This is a genomic window from Ureibacillus thermosphaericus (assembly GCF_012396605.1).
Taxonomy (GTDB): Bacteria; Bacillota; Bacilli; order Bacillales_A; family Planococcaceae; genus Ureibacillus; species Ureibacillus thermosphaericus.
On sequence record NZ_JAAXPW010000001.1, the window covers coordinates 76,848 to 96,712 of the forward strand.

The 19,865-nt window shown below is 37.7% G+C and carries 17 protein-coding genes; all 17 read left to right on the top strand.

The genetic code is table 11. The features are described from left to right. Positions 1–2: 2 nt before the first annotated feature. The 17 genes from rny (at position 3) to HF990_RS00480 (ending at position 19,742) form a co-directional block, all read left to right on the top strand. Positions 3–1,556, top strand: a complete 1,554-nt coding sequence (gene rny, locus HF990_RS00400) for a ribonuclease Y (RefSeq protein ID WP_016836829.1) — start codon at positions 3–5, stop codon at positions 1,554–1,556. Positions 1,557–1,762: 206 nt separating this feature from the next. Continuing rightward, positions 1,763–2,560 (top strand): TIGR00282 family metallophosphoesterase, encoded by a 798-nt coding sequence (locus HF990_RS00405; RefSeq protein WP_016836830.1) that lies wholly within the window; start codon positions 1,763–1,765, stop codon positions 2,558–2,560. 158 nt (positions 2,561–2,718) lie between these two features. Beyond that, positions 2,719–2,985 carry a stage V sporulation protein S gene (locus HF990_RS00410; protein WP_016836831.1) on the top strand — a complete coding sequence of 89 codons (267 nt, stop codon included), beginning with the start codon at positions 2,719–2,721 and terminating at the stop codon, positions 2,983–2,985. A gap of 328 nt (positions 2,986–3,313) precedes the next feature. Beyond that, positions 3,314–5,053, top strand: a complete 1,740-nt coding sequence (locus HF990_RS00415) for a 2-oxoacid:acceptor oxidoreductase subunit alpha (protein ID WP_016836832.1) — start codon at positions 3,314–3,316, stop codon at positions 5,051–5,053. Further along, the gene (locus HF990_RS00420; RefSeq protein WP_016836833.1) at positions 5,053–5,919 is read left to right on the top strand and encodes a 2-oxoacid:ferredoxin oxidoreductase subunit beta; all 867 of its coding nucleotides are present in this window, start codon (positions 5,053–5,055) and stop codon (positions 5,917–5,919) included. The genes HF990_RS00415 and HF990_RS00420 overlap by 1 nt, the downstream gene beginning before the upstream one ends. A gap of 289 nt (positions 5,920–6,208) precedes the next feature. Further along, a complete protein-coding gene (locus HF990_RS00425; protein WP_168411724.1) occupies positions 6,209–6,565 on the top strand; it encodes a hypothetical protein in 357 nt (118 codons plus the stop codon). A gap of 116 nt (positions 6,566–6,681) precedes the next feature. Continuing rightward, positions 6,682–8,223 (top strand): tRNA (N6-isopentenyl adenosine(37)-C2)-methylthiotransferase MiaB, encoded by a 1,542-nt coding sequence (gene miaB / locus HF990_RS00430; RefSeq protein WP_016836835.1) that lies wholly within the window; start codon positions 6,682–6,684, stop codon positions 8,221–8,223. Next, positions 8,223–8,660, top strand: a complete 438-nt coding sequence (locus HF990_RS00435) for a RicAFT regulatory complex protein RicA family protein (RefSeq protein ID WP_016836836.1) — start codon at positions 8,223–8,225, stop codon at positions 8,658–8,660. Before miaB ends, HF990_RS00435 begins: the two co-directional genes overlap by 1 nt. 250 nt (positions 8,661–8,910) lie before the next feature. Then, complete coding sequence (cotE, locus tag HF990_RS00440; RefSeq protein WP_016836837.1) at positions 8,911–9,486, top strand: outer spore coat protein CotE; 576 nt, start codon at positions 8,911–8,913, stop codon at positions 9,484–9,486. 130 nt (positions 9,487–9,616) lie between these two features. Next, positions 9,617–12,196 (top strand): DNA mismatch repair protein MutS, encoded by a 2,580-nt coding sequence (mutS, locus tag HF990_RS00445; RefSeq protein WP_168411725.1) that lies wholly within the window; start codon positions 9,617–9,619, stop codon positions 12,194–12,196. 12 nt (positions 12,197–12,208) lie between these two features. After that, on the top strand, positions 12,209–14,083 hold the full coding sequence (gene mutL / locus HF990_RS00450; RefSeq protein WP_016836839.1) for a DNA mismatch repair endonuclease MutL: 1,875 nt from the start codon (positions 12,209–12,211) through the stop codon (positions 14,081–14,083). Between the two features lie 36 nt (positions 14,084–14,119). Beyond that, positions 14,120–15,787 (top strand): glycerol-3-phosphate dehydrogenase/oxidase, encoded by a 1,668-nt coding sequence (locus tag HF990_RS00455; RefSeq protein ID WP_168411726.1) that lies wholly within the window; start codon positions 14,120–14,122, stop codon positions 15,785–15,787. Beyond that, entirely contained in the window at positions 15,780–16,670 is an 891-nt protein-coding gene (locus tag HF990_RS00460) for an alpha/beta fold hydrolase (protein ID WP_083839493.1), read from the top strand. Before HF990_RS00455 ends, HF990_RS00460 begins: the two co-directional genes overlap by 8 nt. Continuing rightward, positions 16,654–17,580, top strand: a complete 927-nt coding sequence (miaA, locus tag HF990_RS00465) for a tRNA (adenosine(37)-N6)-dimethylallyltransferase MiaA (RefSeq protein ID WP_016836842.1) — start codon at positions 16,654–16,656, stop codon at positions 17,578–17,580. The genes HF990_RS00460 and miaA overlap by 17 nt, the downstream gene beginning before the upstream one ends. Positions 17,581–17,634: 54 nt before the next feature. Beyond that, positions 17,635–17,859 (top strand): RNA chaperone Hfq, encoded by a 225-nt coding sequence (gene hfq, locus HF990_RS00470; protein WP_016836843.1) that lies wholly within the window; start codon positions 17,635–17,637, stop codon positions 17,857–17,859. Between the two features lie 87 nt (positions 17,860–17,946). Then, complete coding sequence (locus tag HF990_RS00475) at positions 17,947–18,249, top strand: rhodanese-like domain-containing protein (RefSeq protein ID WP_016836844.1); 303 nt, start codon at positions 17,947–17,949, stop codon at positions 18,247–18,249. Between the two features lie 242 nt (positions 18,250–18,491). Continuing rightward, positions 18,492–19,742, top strand: a complete 1,251-nt coding sequence (locus tag HF990_RS00480) for a methionine gamma-lyase family protein (protein WP_016836845.1) — start codon at positions 18,492–18,494, stop codon at positions 19,740–19,742. Positions 19,743–19,865 lie beyond the last annotated feature (123 nt).

The following is a 19,865-nucleotide window of genomic DNA, read 5'->3' on the forward strand; positions in this document are numbered from 1 at the left end:
GTATGGAATACATGATCTCCGCTTTGCTTGGACTCATCGTCGGTGCCGCTGTTATCTATTTCTATATGAAAAAAGTGAATGAATCGAAAGTGAATGGTGCGAAACAACAGAGCTTGCTCATCATAGATGAAGCTAAGCGAGAAGCGGAAGCGCTAAAGAAGGAAGCACTATTGGAAGCGAAAGATGAAACTCACAAACTTCGAACTGAGGCTGAGAAAGAAATCCGCGAACGACGCGCTGAGCTTCAGAGACAAGAAAACCGGTTATTGCAAAAAGAAGAAAATCTCGATCGTAAGGATGATGCTCTAAATAAGAGAGAAGCAAGTCTAGAGAGAAAAGAAGAGGCTCTAGCCGAAAGACAACAGCATATTGAACAGATGGAAAGTAAAGTGGAAGAGCTAGTAGAACAACAACAGTCAGAATTAGAACGCATTGCTTCTTTAACGAAAGAAGAAGCGAGAGATATCATTTTAAAACAAGTTGAACAAGAACTTTCAACGGATATCGCTATGATGATTAAAGAAGCTGAAACGCGTGCTAAAGAAGAGTCTGACAAAAAAGCAAAAGAAATTTTATCGTTGGCTCTGCAACGATATGCTGCTGACCATGTGGCAGAAACAACAGTGTCGGTTGTAAACTTGCCGAATGACGAAATGAAAGGCCGAATTATTGGTCGTGAAGGACGAAATATTCGTACCCTTGAAACGCTTACTGGTATCGATTTAATTATTGATGATACTCCAGAAGCGGTTATTTTATCTGGTTTTGACCCAATCCGTCGTGAAACTGCTCGTCTTGCATTAGAGAAACTCGTGCAAGATGGACGAATTCATCCAGCTCGAATTGAAGAAATGGTTGAAAAATCACGCCGAGAAATGGACGAACATATTCGTGAAACGGGAGAACATACTACGTTTGAAGTCGGCGTTCATAATTTACATCCAGACTTAATTAAAATTTTAGGCCGCATGAAATATCGGACAAGCTATGGCCAAAATGTATTAAAACATTCCATTGAGGTAGCTCATTTAGCCGGATTAATGGCTGCTGAATTAGGTGAAGACGTAGCGCTCGCGAAACGGGCAGGTTTATTACATGATATTGGTAAAGCAATTGACCATGAAGTAGAAGGAAGCCATGTTGAAATCGGTGTTGAACTTGCTACGAAGTATAAGGAACACCCTGTTGTCATCAACAGTATTGCTTCTCACCATGGCGATGTGGAACCTACAAGCGTTATTGCAGTGATTGTAGCTGCAGCAGATGCTCTATCAGCTGCTCGTCCTGGTGCTCGTAGTGAAACATTAGAAAACTATATTCGTCGTTTAGAAAAACTTGAGGAAATTTCAGAATCCTATGAAGGGGTAGAAAAATCTTACGCTATTCAGGCAGGCCGTGAAATCCGAATCATTGTTCAACCTGAAAAAATTGATGACTTACAAGCACATCGACTTGCGCGGGATATTCGAAAACAAATTGAGGAAGAACTCAATTATCCTGGTCACATCAAAGTGACAGTCATCCGTGAAACGCGTGCAGTTGAATATGCAAAATAATAAAATATTTTAATAGCCTCTTTTGATTTTTTAATCAAAAGGGGTTTTCTTATGATTATGAAGAATAATTTCTTGGCAATGTTTCATTTTAAAAACATAAAATGTGAAGATTATTTTCATGGCACAAGTTATAAATAAAATAGCATTCATACTTGTAAGATGATAAAATTGAGTAGGTTTGATTTATAGAAAGTGGGTTATTCAGATTGAAAGTACTATTTATAGGTGATATCGTCGGATCAATCGGTCGAGAGGCGGTCGAAAAATATTTACCACGATTAAAGAAAAAATATGAACCCGATGTAGTTATTGCAAATGGAGAAAATGCAGCGGCGGGTCGAGGAATCACGCAAAAGATTTATCAACAATTGTTGCAAATGGGCATTGATGTGATTACGATGGGTAATCACACTTGGGACAATAAAGAAATTTTTGAGTTTATTGACGAGGCTCAATATTTAATTCGACCTGCAAACTTTTCTAAAGAGGCACCTGGTAAAGGTGTTGTCCAAATCTCGAAAAATGGACATATTTTAACGGTCATCAATTTACATGGCCGCGTATTTTTACCTCCCCATGAAGATCCGTTTCGTATGGCGGATGAATTAGTTGAAGAAGCAAGAAAAATTTCTCCATTAGTATTTGTTGATTTCCATGGTGAAGCAACGAGTGAAAAAATTGCATTTGGTTGGCATTTGGATGGACGGGTTTCTGCAGTCGTTGGAACACATACACATGTTCAAACAGCAGATGCAAGAATATTTCCAGGTGGTACAGCATATATAACTGATGTAGGGATGACTGGACCATACGATGAAATTTTAGGCATGAAAAAAGAAAGCGTCATTTACAAATTCCAAACGAATATGCCTTCTCGATTTGAAGTGCCAAAATCGGGAAGAGACGTATTCAGCGGCTTTTTCGTTGATATTGATAACGAAACGGGCAAAGCCACTTTTTGTGAAAGAATTTACATTAATGACGATTATCCTTTCCAAGGATAATTCCCAAGATTTTGCATGATTCCCTTCCAAAATGATTCTATTTTTCTAATTTGCTGCATAAAATGTGCTACGGACATAAGTTCAAGTCCTTTGAATGAATGCCAACAAAAAAGCTTCATTCAAAATCAATAAAAAAGCAAATATGGGGAGGAATAAATGTGGATTCATTGAAAGTATCGTCTCGCTCAAATCCTAATTCTGTAGCAGGTGCGCTCGTTGCGGTAATTCGAGAGCAAGGATATGCAGAAATGCAAGCTGTAGGTGCGGGTGCTCTGAACCAAGCGGTAAAAGCAGTAGCCATTGCCCGTGGTTTTGTAGCACCAAGCGGGACAGATTTAATCTGTTCTCCAGCATTTGCAGACATTCAAATTGGTGGAGAAGATCGTACTGCACTAAAACTTGTAGTTGAGAAACGCCAGCGATAAATCATTCAAAGTGGCGAATGGAAGTACTTCTTCCAAAACTTACGGAGGGTGGAGAGTAAATTCTCCACCATTTTTTTGTGGAATTATCTTGAAATGGCCAATAATGATCGAATTAACAAGATTCTCCTATGTAAGAAAAGTTCTTTTAGAAAATACATAGCAGGGAAAAATAAGTGTTGTAACCTTTACAAAGTTTTGAACGAACTTTTCCGTCTAAGGTCTGAAATTGAAATATTTAACCGTTTTTCGTATTTCAAGAAAATCGATTCATGTTATATTTAAATAAGAAAAAAGTATGTAATTAAAAGTTTTTTAAGGAGATGTTAGAATGTTACATCAGCTTTCATGGAAAGTCGGTGGGCAACAAGGTGAAGGTATTGAGAGTACTGGTGAAATTTTCTCAATGGCAATGAATCGTTTAGGCTATCATCTATATGGCTACCGTCATTTCTCCTCTCGCATTAAGGGAGGTCATACAAATAATAAAATTACTGTTCGCCCAACACCAGTTCGTGCAATTGCGGACGATTTAGATATTTTAGTGGCATTTGACCAAGAAACTATAGAGGTCAATTATAAAGAATTAACAGAAAACGGCATCATTTTGGCTGATAGTAAATTTGAGCCGGTAAATCCTGAAGACTCAAAAGCGCCACTCTTTTCTGTTCCGTTTACAGAAATTGCTACTGAGCTTGGCACATCGTTAATGAAGAACATGGTAGCAATTGGCTCAACTGCGGCTTTATTAAACTTGCCAATTGAAAGCTTCCAAGCAGTTGTAGATGAAATTTTTGGCCGCAAAGGTGAAGAAGTAGTAAAAAAGAATATGGAAGCCATTCAACGAGGTTATGATGCAACTTGCGAACTCATTGGCGATAAAGTTGGTAAATGGGAATTAGAACCAGCAGATGGCAAACGACGCATGTTCATGATTGGTAATGATGCGGTTGCGCTAGGTGCGATTGCTGCTGGTTCTCGATTTATGGCTGCATATCCAATCACGCCGGCCTCTGAAATCATGGAATATTTAATTAAAAAACTTCCTAAATTTGGTGGTACGGTTATTCAAACAGAAGATGAAATTGCCGCTTGTACGATGGCAATCGGTGCGAACTTTGGCGGAGTACGTGCCTTTACTGCATCAGCAGGTCCTGGTTTATCCTTAATGATGGAATCCATCGGTTTATCTGGTATGACTGAACAGCCGCTTGTAATCATCGACACACAGCGGGGCGGTCCATCAACAGGGCTTCCAACAAAACAAGAACAATCTGATTTAATGGCGATGCTTTACGGTACACACGGAGAAATTCCAAAAGTAGTAATTGCTCCTTCAACACTAGAAGAAGCCTTTTACGATACAATCCAAGCATTTAACATTGCTGAAGAATTGCAACTACCAGTCATTGTGATGACGGATTTACAATTGGCTCTTGGTAAACAAACTGCTGATCCATTTGATTATTCAAAAATTGAAATTCGCCGTGGTAAATTGAACCTTGGTGAATTGCCAGAAAAAGATCCGAAAGAAGATTTCAAACGTTATGAAGTAACGGAAGACGGAATTTCAACTCGTGTTCTTCCAGGCCAACTACACGGCATTCACAAAGTAACAGGAAACGAGCACGATGAAACTGGTAAACCGGCAGAAGCTCCAGGAAACCGTAGAAATCAAATGGACAAGCGTTTACGTAAATTAAATTATTTAAACTTCAAAGATCCAATTTATGTCGATGCGCCTCATGAGGAAGCTGATGTTTTAATCGTTGGTTTTAACTCAACTCGAGGTGCGATTGAAGAAATTCGCCCATTATTGGAGCAAGAAGGCATTAAAGCGAACCACGTTCATGTCCGCTTAATTCATCCATTCCCAGCCAATGAATTAAGACCTTATGCAGACCGTGCGAAAAAAATTATTGTGGTGGAAAATAATGCGACAGGTCAATTGGCCAATATTATGAAAATGAATATTGGTGGACATAACAAAACATTTAGTATCACGAAATATGACGGCACTCCATTCTTGCCTCGTGAATTAAAAACTCGTGTAAAGGAGTTGCTTGACTAATGGCAACATTTAAAGATTTTCGTAACAACGTAAAACCTAACTGGTGTCCTGGATGCGGAGATTTTTCTGTGCAAGCAGCGATTCAACGGGCAGCTGCCAATGTCGGTATCGAACCACATGAACTTGCAATCATTTCCGGTATCGGCTGTTCAGGACGCATTAGTGGATATATCAATTCCTATGGTTTTCACGGTACACATGGCCGTGCATTGCCAATCGCTCAAGGTCTAAAAATTGCCAATCGTAATTTACATGTCATTGCTACTGGCGGAGATGGTGACGGTTATGCGATTGGGATGGCTCATACGGTTCATGCCATTCGTCGTAACATCGATATTACTTACATCGTAATGGATAACCAAATTTACGGTTTAACAAAAGGTCAAACTTCTCCACGTTCTGCTTACGGATTCGTAACAAAATCAACACCAAATGGTTCAATTGAGCCATCGATTAAGCCATTGGAACTTGCTCTATCAGCAGGTGCAACATTTGTTGCTCAAGGATTTTCATCTGATATTAAAGAACTAACTGCTTTAATTGAAGCAGGTATTCAACATAAAGGGTTTTCCTTCATTAATGTATTTAGCCCATGTGTGACTTACAATAAAGTGAACACGTATGAATGGTTTAAAGAACATCTAACGAAATTAAGCGATATTGAACATTACGACCCTCAAAATCGTGAAATGGCGATGCAAACAGTAATGGAAAAAGATGGCCTTGTTACAGGTATCGTTTATCAAGATACTAAATCCGTACCTTATGAACAACAATTAGAAGGTTTTGCAGAAAAGCCGCTAGTGGATGTGGATTTAAAAATTGATGAAGATCAATTTAACGAATTAGTAAAAGAATTTATGTAAAATGCTCTTTGTGTCAAATCGAATATCAATGTAGTGAAACCAACTTAAGTGAATTGAATTCTGTCCTTTGACAGTTAGATTCTCTTAAGTTGGTATTTTTTTGAGTATGTTGGCTTATCTTAATATTTATTTAAAAATTGCAATTATTTAAGTTAAAAGTACTTTCTTTCTTTTTCTATATTTTTCATTCGAAATTATTCTCCAAAGAGGGTAATATGGGAGATAAGCGCGCAATTTCATTAATGGGTATAGGAAAATATTTAGATAGATAGAAATCGAGGTCTTACCATTGAGCAATGTAATTGATTTCATCTCCATGAAAAAGAGAAAACATGAGGAACAATTATTTAATTTGTTTCGTAAAGCAAATTCGTTTCAAAATCGAGAACAAATTGATAAGCTTGTAGATGAAAAAAAACTAACAGTTGAAGATCATAAAAGGTTCCTTGCTTTTTTAGCGCATTTACAAGCGAAGAATATTGAACCAACAGAGCTTTTTCAATCCGTATTGATCTTGTCGAAATATCAATTTGAACAACGATATCCATTCAATTGGTTTACTGTTGTTCAAAATTGCCTAACCTTTTTGACCATTATAAAAGAGAAGAATCACAAGCAATATGAGCGATTTCTCTCAGTACGGTAAATATGTCAAAAGTAGCATAATTGTATCATAAATATTGTTCTTTTAATGAACTATTCGTTATAATTAAAAAATGGGATTCCTCTATGAATCCAATAGAAAGGAGTCATTCATAATCAATGAACGAAGAACAACGTTTAGCAAATAGTCAGGCAGCACAGCCAAAACCTCAAAAAACAGAAAAAGATTATAGCAAATATTTTGAACGAGTAATCACTGCTCCTTCTTTAAAAGAAGCGAAAAAACGCGGAAAAGAAGAAGTGAAATATCATAAAGATTTTAAAATTCCTGAAGAGTTTCGAGGAATGGGAGACGGCCGTAAATTCTATATTCGCACATACGGTTGTCAAATGAATGAACACGATTCAGAAGTAATGGCCGGCATTTTCATGCAACTAGGATATGAACCTACTGATTCAGTAGAAGATGCAAATGTCGTACTTTTAAATACATGTGCCATCCGTGAAAATGCAGAGAATAAAGTATTTGGTGAACTAGGCCTTCTTGCAAAATACAAACGAGAAAATCCTGATATGTTGCTTGGGGTGTGCGGATGTATGTCCCAAGAAGAATCGGTTGTAAATAAAATTTTAACGAAATACCAACATGTTGACATGGTATTTGGTACGCATAACATACACCGTTTACCATATATCTTAAAAGAAGCGTACATGTCTAAAGAAATGGTCGTTGAAGTTTGGTCAAAAGAAGGGGACGTAATCGAAAACCTTCCAAAAGCTCGACAAGGCTCTATTAAAGCTTGGGTAAACATCATGTACGGATGTGATAAATTCTGCACATACTGTATCGTTCCTTATACTCGAGGAAAAGAGCGCAGCCGCAGACCGGAAGAAATCATTCAAGAAGTAAGAGAACTTGCAGCTCAAGGATACAAAGAAATTATGCTTCTTGGACAAAACGTAAATGCTTACGGTAAAGATTTCACAGATATCAACTATCGACTTGGCGATTTAATGGATGAGCTGCGTAAAATTGATATTCCACGCATTCGTTTCACAACGAGCCACCCTCGCGATTTTGACGATCACTTGATTGAAGTGTTAGCAAAAGGTGGAAACTTAGTTGAACACATTCACTTGCCAGTTCAATCTGGTTCAAATGAAATCTTAAAAATTATGGCTCGTAAATATACGAGAGAACAATTCTTAGAACTTGTTCGAAAAATTAAAGCAGCTATTCCGAATGTGGCGTTGACAACTGACATCATCGTTGGATATCCGAACGAAACGGAAGAACAATTCCAAGAAACGCTTGATTTATATCGTGAAGTTGGATTTGAATCAGCATTTACTTACATTTATTCTCCACGTGAAGGTACGCCAGCTGCAAAAATGAAAGACAACGTTCCAATGGAAGTGAAAAAAGATCGCTTATACCGCCTCAATGCCGTTGTAGAAGAATTCTCAAAAGCTGCATTGAAAAAATATGAAAATCAAATTGTTGAAGTGTTAGTTGAAGGCGAAAGTAAAAAACGCAGTGATGTATTAGCTGGTTATACAAGAAGAAATAAATTAGTAAACTTTGTTGGCCCGAAAGAATTAATTGGTCAGTTAGTAAAAGTGAAAATCACGAAAGCAAGTTCTTACTCTCTTCGCGGTGAATTTGTAGAAGTGGTAAAACGACAAGAGGTGGAAATCTAATGGCGACTAAATTATATACAAAAGATGAAATTGTTGAAAAAGCGAAAGAAATCGCTCACATGATTGCCCAAACTGAAGAAGTAGAATTTTTCAAAAAAGCAGAAGCTCAAATTAATGAAAATCAATTTGTGCGTGAAAAAATTGCAAGTTTAAAATCCCTTCAAAAACAAGCTGTAAACTTCCAACATTTAGGGAAAGAAAAAGCGCTGAAACTTGTTGAGAAAAAAATCGAGGAAATAGAAAAAGAAATCGATGAATTACCAGTTGTTCAGCAGTTTAAACAATCTCAAATGGAAGTTAATATACTATTGCAATTAGTTTCCAACGCGATTGCGACAACTGTTACAAACGATATTATTGAATCAACTGGCGGCAATTTACTTACTGGTGAAACGGGATCAAAAGTGCAAAATACGAGTCCTGGAAGTTGCTCTTAATAAAAGGCTACAAGGAAAATCGAATGTTTGATTTTCCAGTAGCCTTTTTTCTTTTGAATTTTTTACGCAAACTGGAACACTTCTTAACCTCCCTTAATACTATATGTTTGTTAGGCAAATGCACTAGTTCAACTCATTATTGCTTTAATCGACAGGATTTAACAAATTTCTTTAAAAACAAAGATCATATTTCACCAATTAGGCATTCGCCGCATACAATAGTTCGACTAGATGAAAAGGAGGAAATTGTTTGAAACGTTTGCGTCAAATCGTGACAAAAGCGGTTGTGGCGAAAGGGAAAAAACGTACGGAATCCAGTGAAGTGATGCGTCCACCTAACACGCCAACAAGCATATTAGGTTGTTGGGTAATCAACCACCACTATTCTGCGAAAAAAGTGGGTAAATATGTAGAAGTTTCTGGTAAATTTGATGTGAATGTGTGGTATGCATATCATAACCATTCAAAAACTGCTGTTTATACAGAAACAATTCCTTATAAAGACAGAATAAAATTACATTATCGCGATGAAGAAATCATCGATTCAAATGAAGTCCATGTAAAAGTATTACAACAACCAAACTGCATTGAAGCAGTGATCAACCAACAAGGCGATAGCTTCAACATTGTGATTGAACGCGAATTCTTAGTGGAAGTAATCGGTGAAACAAAAGTGGTAGTATCAGTTCATCCAATTGAATTTGAAGAAGAATGGAATTTTGATGACGATGATGATGAATCATCAAGCTCCTCTTCCTCTTCAAGTTCTTCAGATTTCGATTATAAAAAATCAAGCAGCAGTGAAGACTCCTCTTCATTTCAATAATCTCCATTGAGAGCACCATCAATAGAATAATAAGATGGTGCTCCTAATATTAAAAAGCATGTTTTCTTGGTTATCGCTATAATTTTCGTCATGTTATAATAGCTTAGAGAATTTTAAGTGAGGTAATAACATGACTACATATACACCAATGATGCAACAATATTTATCCATTAAAGCAGATTACGAAGATGCTTTTCTCTTTTTTAGATTAGGTGACTTTTACGAATTGTTTTTTGAAGATGCATTGAAAGCGTCTCAAATACTTGAAATCACTTTAACAGGACGTGATGCGGGTGGAGATGAACGAGTACCGATGTGCGGTGTACCATATCACTCCGCCCAAAGCTATATTGAAACATTAGTATCAAAGGGTTATAAAGTAGCCATTTGCGAACAAGTGGAAGACCCAAAACAAGCAAAAGGTGTAGTGAAGCGTGAAGTCATTCAACTCATTACACCAGGTACGATGATTGAAGGAAAAACAATTGACAATAAATCAAACATTTTCATCGGATGTGCTGAGCGAATTAGTGATCATGAATTTGCATTTGCCTATTTGGATGTTTCCACTGGGGAAGCGAAGTCTTTCATCATTGAAGGCGGCGTAAAGGGGCTTTTTCAACAATTACAAGCCTATAATATTCGAGAACTTGTAGTGACAGATGAATTAAAAATTCTCTTACAAGAACAAGCGGCAAATCTCGGCATTGTTTTATCTATTGAAAATGAAGAGATGCACGATGAAAAAGCTAACAACTATTTACTCCATCTCCCGAAAAAGTGTTTCGGTGTGGCTAAATATTTACTTCAATATATTGAACGTACTCAAATGCGCTCCTTATCTCACATTCAACCTTTTACATATACCGAAACGAAACAATATTTACAAATCGATGCCAATTCAAAACGCAACTTAGAACTCCTGCAATCCATTCGTGGAAAGGATCAAAAGGGAACTTTGCTTTGGCTTTTAGACGAGACGGTAACGGCAATGGGCGGAAGAAAGTTAAAACAATGGCTCCACCAACCTCTCGCGAACCGAGCACAAATAGAAGAAAGACTAAACACCGTGACCGATTTACTGGATGAATTTTTCTTGCGTGATGAATTAAGGGAACTGCTAAAAAGCGTCTATGATTTGGAGCGCCTTTCAGGACGAGTTGCATTTGGCAATGTAGGTGGTCGAGATTTAGCGCAACTTCGTGAATCATTAAGACAAGTCCCAACCATTAAAGAAAAACTTCTCGAAAGCAATAAAGAAACGTTAATAAACCTTGCGAGTAAAATGGACGCTTGTGAGGATATTGAGCAATTACTTTCAAGAGCTATTACGGATCATCCGCCAGTTGCCATTAAAGAGGGGGATGTGATCCGAGAAGGCTACAATCAAAAACTAGATGAATTGCGCTATATTGCCCGAAACGGGAAGGATTGGATTGCTCAGCTTGAGCAAAAAGAACGGGAGCTAACAGGCATCAAAAATTTAAAAATTGGCTTTAACCGAATTTTTGGTTACTACATTGAAGTAACAAAATCGAACTTATCGAATGTAGATTTATCTCGCTATCATCGAAAACAAACACTAGCCAATGCAGAGCGCTTTATTACGGAAGAATTAAAAGAAAAAGAGACACAAATCTTGAATGCAGAAGAACAAAGCTTAGCTCTTGAGTACGAACTATTCGTTGAATTAAGAGAACAGTTAAAAGCATATATTCCCCGTGTACAACAACTCGCTTCAATTATTAGCGAATTGGATGTGTACTTAAGCTTTGCAGTTGTATCAGAAAAATATCAATTTACTAAGCCGACTTTCCATGAAGGAAAAGGTTTAAAAATCATTGGCGGAAGACACCCAGTTGTTGAAAAAATGTTAAATAAACAAGGCTATGTACCAAATGATTGTGTGTTAACAGAAGAAAAAAATATGATGCTGATTACCGGACCGAATATGTCTGGGAAAAGTACATATATGCGTCAAGTAGCGTTGATTGTCATAATGGCGCAAATGGGGTGTTATGTACCATGTGATGAAGCTGAATTACCGATTACCGATCAAATTTTTACCCGCATAGGAGCCGCTGACGACTTAGCTTCTGGCCAATCCACTTTCATGGTGGAAATGCTGGAAAGTCAGCATGCCATTACGAATGCAACGGAAAAAAGTTTGTTATTATTTGATGAAATTGGACGAGGTACATCAACATATGATGGGATGGCCCTTGCTCAAGCCATGATGGAATATATCCACGATCACATCGGTGCAAATACGCTATTTTCCACACATTATCATGAACTAACTGCTTTAGAAGAGGTACTTGAACGACTTCAAAATGTTCATGTGAGTGCGGTTGAGAAAAATGGCAATGTGGTGTTCTTGCATAAAGTGAAAAAAGGAGCAGCAGATAAAAGTTACGGTGTTCATGTGGCGAAACTAGCAAATATGCCGGAGAAGATTATTGAAAGGGCAAGAATTTTGCTTGAGGAATTTGAATCACAACAAATAGACAACTCAGCCCCTCAAATTGAGGAAGAGGTTCATCAACTATCATTGTTTGAAGAAGATGTAGAGCCTAAACAAGAAAAGAAATCGCTGAAATCTCATGAGCAAGAAGTTTTAAAACGATTAGAAAAAGTAAATATCGTATCGATGACACCGATGGAAGCAATGAATCTTTTGTACGAATTGCAACAATCACTAAAACAATAAGGAGGGATACGCATGGGTAAGATTCAATTGATGGATGAATGGCTGTCCAACAAAATAGCAGCGGGGGAAGTTGTTGAAAGACCTTCATCGGTTGTGAAAGAACTTGTTGAAAATGCCATTGATGCAGGAAGTTCATCCATTGAAGTTTTTCTTGAGGAAGCGGGTTTAACCTCTATTCAAGTCATTGATAATGGAAGCGGCATGGATGAGACTGATGCGATGTTATGTTTTTATCGCCATGCGACATCCAAAATCTCGAAAGAGCAAGATTTATTTCGCATCCGCACCCTTGGATTCCGGGGGGAAGCTCTTGCATCTATCGCTGCTGTTTCGAAACTTCAATTAAAAACTTCTGACGGGGAATCGGGAATTGAATTAGAACTTGAAGGTGGAAATATTGTATCGAAAAAGCCGGGGCCACTAAGAAAAGGGACAGAAATTACCGTGTCCCAACTATTTTTTAATACTCCAGCTCGGCTAAAGTATTTAAAAACGATTCAAACAGAACTCGGGCACTCCATCGATCTAATGAATCGTTTAGCCCTTGCGTATCCAAATATCGCATTTAAGCTTGTTCATAATGGAGGAACACTCCTTCAAACAAATGGTCGTGGAAATGTGCAACAAGTACTTGCAGCGATTTACGGAATGCAAAATGCAAAAAAGATGATAGCTTTCAGTGGAGAAAATAGAGACTATTCCATTCACGGATATGCTTCTTTGCCTGAAATTACACGCGCGTCTAAAAACTATATCTCCATTTTCGTCAATGGACGATGGGTGAAACATTACTTAGTCCAAAAATCAATCGTTGATGCTTATCACACTTTTTTGCCGATCGAACGCTTTCCAATCGTTGCATTGTACATCGAAGGCGATCCATATTTGACTGATGTCAATGTGCATCCTACGAAATTACAAATTCGTTTAAGTAAAGAAGAAGAGTTGCTGCCGTTGATTGAACAAACGATTCGCCATGCGATTCGTGAACGTATGAATGTCCCATTAGCTCAAAAAAAAGAGAAAATCACTCGACCAATTTCTGAGCAAATGAATATTTGGAAACAACCTACGATTAATGAATCAAAAATCAAGACAATTGTCGAACGTCTAGCCGATGAATCGGCTGTTATAAATGAAAGTCCTGCAATGGATGAAATAGAAATAGAGTCACCCCCAACAGAATTAGTGAACCAATGGGAGAATACAACTAGCCATCAGGAAACAGATGAGGGTGATGAAACAACTATGGAAAAGGCTGAGGCAGTTGTTGAAGAGCCCATCGTCGCTAAACATACAGAACCATTTCCGGAGCTAGAAGTGGTTGGGCAAATTCACGGAACTTATATCGTTGCACAAATGGAAGATGGCTTTTATTTAATCGATCAACACGCTGCACAAGAACGAATAAAATATGAATATTTTAAAGAAAAGGTGGGGGAAGTGGATCCGAATGAGCGGCAAGCATTATTGCTTCCGTTAACGTTCCACTACAGCCAGGATGAGGCATTTATCTTAAAAGAAAATCGACAAGCGTTAGAAGAAGTAGGGGTATTTCTCGAAGAGTTTGGTTCATCTTCTTTTGTTGTTCGTGAACATCCAACTTGGTTCCCAAAAGGTTTTGAACAAGAAATCATCGAAGAATTAATTGAACAAGTATTAAAAACTCGAAAAACGGATGTAAAAAAACTAAGAGAAGAAGCAGCCATCATGATGAGCTGTAAACGTTCCATTAAAGCGAACTATTATTTAACGAAAGAACAAATGGTGGCGCTTATTAACGACCTGCGTAAAGCGGAAAATCCGTTTACTTGCCCTCATGGACGTCCGGTGATGATTCATTTCTCCACTTATGAAATTGAAAAAATGTTTAAACGGGTTATGTAAAAGGAAGTAGCAAAAGCTTAATAAAGGAGTGTGCGGATGTTTTCATTTCAAAATCGTTCCAACATGTTGCAACTGTTAAATAACTATTCGTTTGATGTGTTGGTTATTGGCGGTGGAATTACTGGTGCAGGTATTGCGTTGGATGCTGCATCAAGAGGTCTTTCCGTGGCGTTAGTGGATATGCAAGATTTTGCAGCAGGCACTTCCAGCCGTTCAACGAAGCTGATTCACGGAGGACTTCGCTATTTAAAACAATTGGAGTTTGCTCTTGTAGCGGAAGTAGGGAGAGAAAGAGAAATTGTTTATAGAAATAGCATCCATGTTACAACTCCTGAAAAAATGCTACTTCCTATTTACAAAAATGGTTCTTTAGGGAAACTATCCACATCCATTGGCTTAAAAATCTATGATTCATTAGCACAAGTACGCAAATCAGAACGACGAAAAATGCTTTCAAAGAAAGAGACACTTCAACTCATACCGTTTTTGAAGAAGGACGGCTTGCGCGGAGCTGGTTATTACGTGGAGTATAAAACAGACGATGCAAGACTGACCATCGAGGCAATTAAGAAAGCGGTAGAATATAAAACGATTTGCTTAAATTACGCAAGAGTAACGGAATTTGTTTATGAGAAAAATCGAATTGTTGCAGCAAAAGTACGTGATGAAATAACTGGGAAAAGAATAACAATCCATGCCACCCAAATTGTCAATGCTACAGGGCCTTGGGTAGATGAACTTTTATCTAAAGATGTTCAACATAATAAAAAAGGAAAGGTATTAAAATTAACAAAGGGAATTCATATTGTAATAGACAAGTCCGCACTTCCTTTAGAGCAGGCGATATATTTCGATACAGAAGATGGTCGAATGGTGTTTGCCATCCCGAGAAATCAAAAAATATACGTCGGAACAACAGATACGTTTTATCATGAAGACCTTGTTCATCCGGTTGCAACAAAAGAAGAAGTGGAATATTTGTTGAATGCTCTGCGTTCCGTATTTCCATCCCTATCTTTAGATAAAAAAGATGTAGAGTCTACCTGGGCTGGTATTCGGCCTCTCATTTTTGAAAAAGAAGAGAATCCGTCTGAGATTTCAAGAAAAGATGAAATTTGGACTTCAAAAAGCGGATTAATGACTATCGCAGGGGGAAAGCTCACTGGGTATCGTCTAATGGCGGAACAAATTGTTGATAAAATCGTGAAGAAACATCGTTTTCGTCATGCGACAAAATGCAAAACAAAAACTTTATCGCTTTCTGGTGCTGAGGGTCTTCACTCTAACAATTTTGAGGCATTTGTAAATCACAAGGCAATGGAAGGGGCAAAGGTTGGACTCCCTTTCGAAGAAGCAAAGATGCTTGTCCGCATGTATGGAAGGAATGTCGAACGGGTATTTGCTTTACTAGAATCACAAGAACCGACTGATAAACTTCCAAAAACGTTGTTTGCTCAGTTGCTTTATAGCATTTATTATGAAATGGCATACACACCAGCTGATTTTTTCATCCGCAGAACAGGCCTCATGTATTTTGATCTTGCACTCGTGGAACGAACAAAAGATGTGGTCATTGAAATAATGAGTAAAAGGCTTGGCTATTCTGAAAATGAAAAGTTATTTTATTCCATGCAGTTAAATCAATTTATTCAAGATGCGAAGGGTGATGGCGGTGAAAAATGCACGATGGATCACTATGAGTGACGGAGTACAAATCTACACAAGAATTTATGAACAAGAACAGCCAATCGGAAACTTTTATATTCTTCACGGCATGGGAGAACATGGAGATCGCTACGATGAATTTGCCCGTATACTGTGTCAGAATGGATATCGAGTGGTTGTACATGACCACCGAGGGCACGGGAAAACGGGTGAAGCGAGCGGAAAGTTTGGCTATTTTTGTGACGAAGATGGTTTTGAGCGAGTTGTGCAAGATGTGTATGAAGTCATGAATGAAACGATGAATGATGAGCTTGAGTGTATTTTATTTGGCCACAGCATGGGTTCCTTTATTGCCCGCCGATTTATTCAACTTCATTCAAGTCTCATCCATCAAAGTATTTTATGTGGAACGGGCTCAACAACAGCTTTACATTATGTTGGGAATGTCCTTGCCAAATTTCTTGCTCGTTATCAAGGAAAAGAGATGGAAAGTAAATGGATGAATGAATTAACTTTCACAAGCTTCAACAAACAATTTGAAAACGCTAAAACCCCATTTGATTGGTTAAGCAGTAATATAAAAGAAGTGGAAAATTATTTGGAAGATCCTTATTGCGGATTCATCCCAACCCATCAATTTTTTAAAGATTTAACAGAAGGGCTGCTGTTAATTCATCAAAAAGATGAAAATAAAAAAATACGAAAAGACTTGCCTGTTCTTTTAGTTAGCGGCAGTGTAGATCCGGTTGGGAACAATGGTAAAGGGGTGTTTAAAGTCGCAAAAGAATTAACAGATGCAGGCCTTCAGCATGTTGCGGTTTATTTGTTTGAAGGCATGCGACATGAAATATTAAATGAACAAAATAAAGAAGTAGTATATCAAGTCCTATTACGGTGGTTAAAAAATGGAAAAACAAATTGATGTAGTAGCAATCGTTGGCCCTACCGCTTCTGGAAAAACGGCATTGAGCATCAAAATGGCGAAAGCTTTTGAAGGTGAAATCATTAACGGCGATTCAATGCAAGTTTATAAAGGTCTTGATATTGGGACTGCAAAAATCCGAGAAGAAGAAATGGAAGGCATCCCTCATTATCTATTAAGCTTTAAAGAACCGACTGAAAGCTTTTCCGTAGCGGAATACCAACGATTAGTAAGAGAAAAAATAGAGGAAATTCAAAGTAGGAGAAAACTGCCAATTATCGTTGGCGGAACAGGTTTATATATTCAGGCTGTATTATACGATTTTCAATTTACTGAAGAAAAAGTGGACGAAGAAGCGCGCAAGAAATATTACGAGGAACTCGCATTAGTGGGGCCAAAAGCAATGCATGAGAAACTTGCAGCACTAGATCCGGAAACGGCCAAAACAATTCATCCGAACAACACACGCCGCGTCATTCGGGCATTGGAATTAATTGAACTGCACGGAGTTTCTAAACAATCGGAGGAACTGAATCGAGGTAATGTTCCATTGTACAACCATTTAATTATTGGTATGAATATCGACCGGGAAGAATTGTATAGAAGAATTAACAAACGGGTCGATTTAATGATGGAACAAGGGTTGCTTGAGGAAGTCAAACGCTTATGGGAGAAAAATATTCGAGACGTACAATCCATTAAGGCAATTGGTTATAAAGAGTTATATGACTATTTTGATGGCCATATTTCCTTGGAAGAAGCGGTGGAACAAATTAAGCAAAATTCCCGTCGATATGCAAAAAGGCAGCTAACGTATTTTCGAAACAAAATGGATGTGCAATGGATAGGAAATGATTGGGAAAACATAATAAAAATGTCTAAATTTTTTTATAATAAAGAAGGAAAATAATCCATTTGCATCGAATAATTTACACTAGAGAAAAAAATAGATGAGGTGTGCGGTGTGAAATCAATGAATTTACAAGATGCTTTCTTAAACAATTTGCGTAAAAGCAATACATTTGTAACTGTCTTTTTATTAAATGGTTTCCAATTAAAAGGAACTGTTAAGTCTTATGATAACTTTACGGTGTTAATTGAATCGGAAGGTAAACAACATTTAATTTATAAACATGCCATTTCAACATTTTCACCATCTAAATCAATTTCTCTTCAGTCAGAGGAGTAATCCTGGGAAAATCGGCAGTATTCTACTCGCCGATTTTTATTTTGTGGATTATAATATTTGGCAGATGAAAGTTTGGAGGTTTAAAGTATGAAAACAATGACAACGGAAGAATTAATTAATTTATTAGATGCCAATGAGGATTTAAATATTATTGATGTACGCGAAGATTTTGAAGTGGCAAACGGAATGATTCCAGGTGCTGTTCATATTCCTTTAGGATCTATCCCTGAACGCATGAAGGAATTAGATCCTACAAAAGAATATATTATTGTATGCCGTTCGGGTGTTCGCAGTGCTAATGCTTGCCAATTTTTAGAATCAAATGGGTATAATGTGACAAATTTAGAAGGCGGCATGGAAGCCTACGATGGAGAATTAGAGTTTAAATAATGAATTATTCGGTGGAGTTCTTGAGAGGACTCCCCTTTTTTATTGAGCGAGTTGATAACTCCAGGAATTTTGTCCAGTGCAGCATGTATTTGAGGAAAAGGCGAAAGTATTTAAATAAATTCAAGTGTTTAGGTTGTCTATTTCCAGCAATACAGTTGACTCCTTTCAACGAACTGATAAGATGGTAAAGGATAAAAATAAAAGAAATTCCTTCAAAAGCAAAAAAGACAGGAGTATCACAAATGTTCGTATCTAACTTAAAACCTGAAATTGTAGAACTTGCAAAAAAAATCGAAGTAAAAGTAAAGCCTTACCATGAAAGAGTGGATGAAACAGCTTTTTTCAATCAACAAAAGGTATTAGCTGCTTTTCGTAAACATCAAGTAAGCGATTTTCATCTTAATCCATCAACAGGGTATGGATATGATGATGAGGGACGAGATAATTTAGAACGAGTTTATGCGGAAGTGTTCGGTGCAGAAAGTGCCCTTGTTCGAAGTCAAATTATCTCTGGAACTCATGCGATTACGTTAAGTTTATTTGGTGTGCTACGACCTGGAGATGAATTAATCTATATCACAGGGAAACCTTACGATACCCTCCAATCGATTGTTGATGGTGGTGAAAAAGATACAGGTTCTTTAAAAGATTTCGATATTCAGTATCGACATATTGATTTAATTAATGATCGTGAAATTGATTGGGAAGGTGTTCGACAAGCCATCAATGAAAAGACGAAAATGGTTGCAATCCAGCGCTCAAAAGGTTATGCAATCAGACCTTCCTTTACAATTGATCAAATACGTGAAATGTGTGAAAAAATAAGAGAAATCAAACAAGACGTCGTAATCTTTGTTGACAATTGCTACGGTGAGTTTGTAGAAAGATTAGAGCCGACAGAAGTTGGGGCTGATTTAATGGCAGGTTCACTTATCAAAAATCCAGGAGGAGGACTTGCCAAAACAGGTGGATACATTGCTGGTAGAGCTGATTTAGTTGAGAAATGCGCTTATCGTATGACGAGCCCTGGCATTGGTGGAGAAGCTGGCGCATCTTTAAATACACTAATCGATTTTTATCAAGGCTTTTTCTTAGCACCTCATATTGTGGCGCAAAGTTTGAAAGGAGCAATCTTTACATCTGCCATATTAGAGGAAGTTGGAATGAAGACAACTCCTCATTATACGGAATACCGCACGGATTTAATACAATCCGTATCGTTCCAAACTTCGGAGCAGATGATTGCCTTTTGTCAAGAAATCCAAGCAGCCTCTCCAATTAATGCCCATTATGCACCTGTTCCGTCATACATGCCTGGATACGAAGATGATGTCATCATGGCGGCAGGCACTTTCGTTCAAGGTTCAAGTATTGAACTAACAGCAGATGGTCCAATACGACCGCCGTATACTGCATATGTACAGGGTGGCTTAACATACGAGCATGTAAAATATGCGGTTTGCAGCGCAGTTCAAAAATTAAAGTCTATTTAAAGCAGTTCATTAAGAGCTGCTTTTTTTCGTTTTATTGAAAAATCTACTACGTTAGCAGGTTACTTGCAATTAGTAGGAAACACCTGAACAATCAGTCATAAGTTTTCTTAACCTGCTGTATTG